This window comes from Pseudomonas sp. MD195_PC81_125 (assembly GCF_014060985.1).
GTDB lineage: Bacteria > Pseudomonadota > Gammaproteobacteria > Pseudomonadales > Pseudomonadaceae > Aquipseudomonas > Aquipseudomonas parakoreensis.
In genome coordinates this window covers 1-676 of sequence record NZ_JABULD010000927.1, presented here as the reverse complement: position 1 = coordinate 676, position 676 = coordinate 1, and the positions used below count along the sequence as shown (strand labels likewise).

Sequence of the window (676 nt, the reverse complement as noted above, 5' to 3'; positions counted from 1 at the left end):
AATTTCGACGGATTGGTGAAAAGTGGCTTATCTCCTTTGGCCCTTCATTAAACGTCAATGTAGACACAAATTATGCAAATGCTTTGGGGTTGTTTACTGCCCGTATCGCCGGGGCAAGCCGGCAGGCGATATGCTTTTTGACTCAATCATGAAGGAGTTTCCATGATGTACAGGCTACTCCTTTGCGTTTTACTCGCTATTTGCTCTGGTTGTGCGAAGAACCACGTAAAGCCTCCGGCAAACCTGAGCTTCGAGTCTGTGGAAAGAGAAAAATCGCTGCTATACGTCATCCGGTATCAGTCGGACGTTGATGTGTTGGATCTTTTTGATCGCGGAGAGCGAGTTGGGGTGATTTCGGGCATGCTTCATTGTGCATTGGCGGATGATCATGATTTCTCAGTAGGCAAAGCCATACAGTTTTCCGCCACCGGTTTGATACGCTCGGAAAAAAAATGAAAACAACAAGGCCAAGTTTTCCTATCTCACTCGCGCATTCTTGAGTGAAACTTCAAGCAACCGGAGTTCTGAAAGAAATCTCTCGGTGGCAGAGCTGAATCAACTCCTCGCCAACAAACAACAAATCCCCTGCAAAGTCGTCGTCACCGCGTACGGCTATAAACCCTACTACTCAAACACCATGAACCTGCCGGTCGCGGATCTACTGCGGGAAATCAAC

General features: G+C 47.6%; 1 protein-coding gene. It reads left to right on the top strand.

Annotation, left to right across the window (positions count from 1 at the left end; genetic code table 11):
* The first annotated feature begins 162 nt into the window (after positions 1–162).
* Positions 163–456: a hypothetical protein gene (locus tag HT737_RS32240; protein WP_306287329.1), complete on the top strand. Its 294-nt coding sequence runs from the start codon at positions 163–165 to the stop codon at positions 454–456.
* The last annotated feature ends 220 nt before the right edge of the window (positions 457–676 follow it).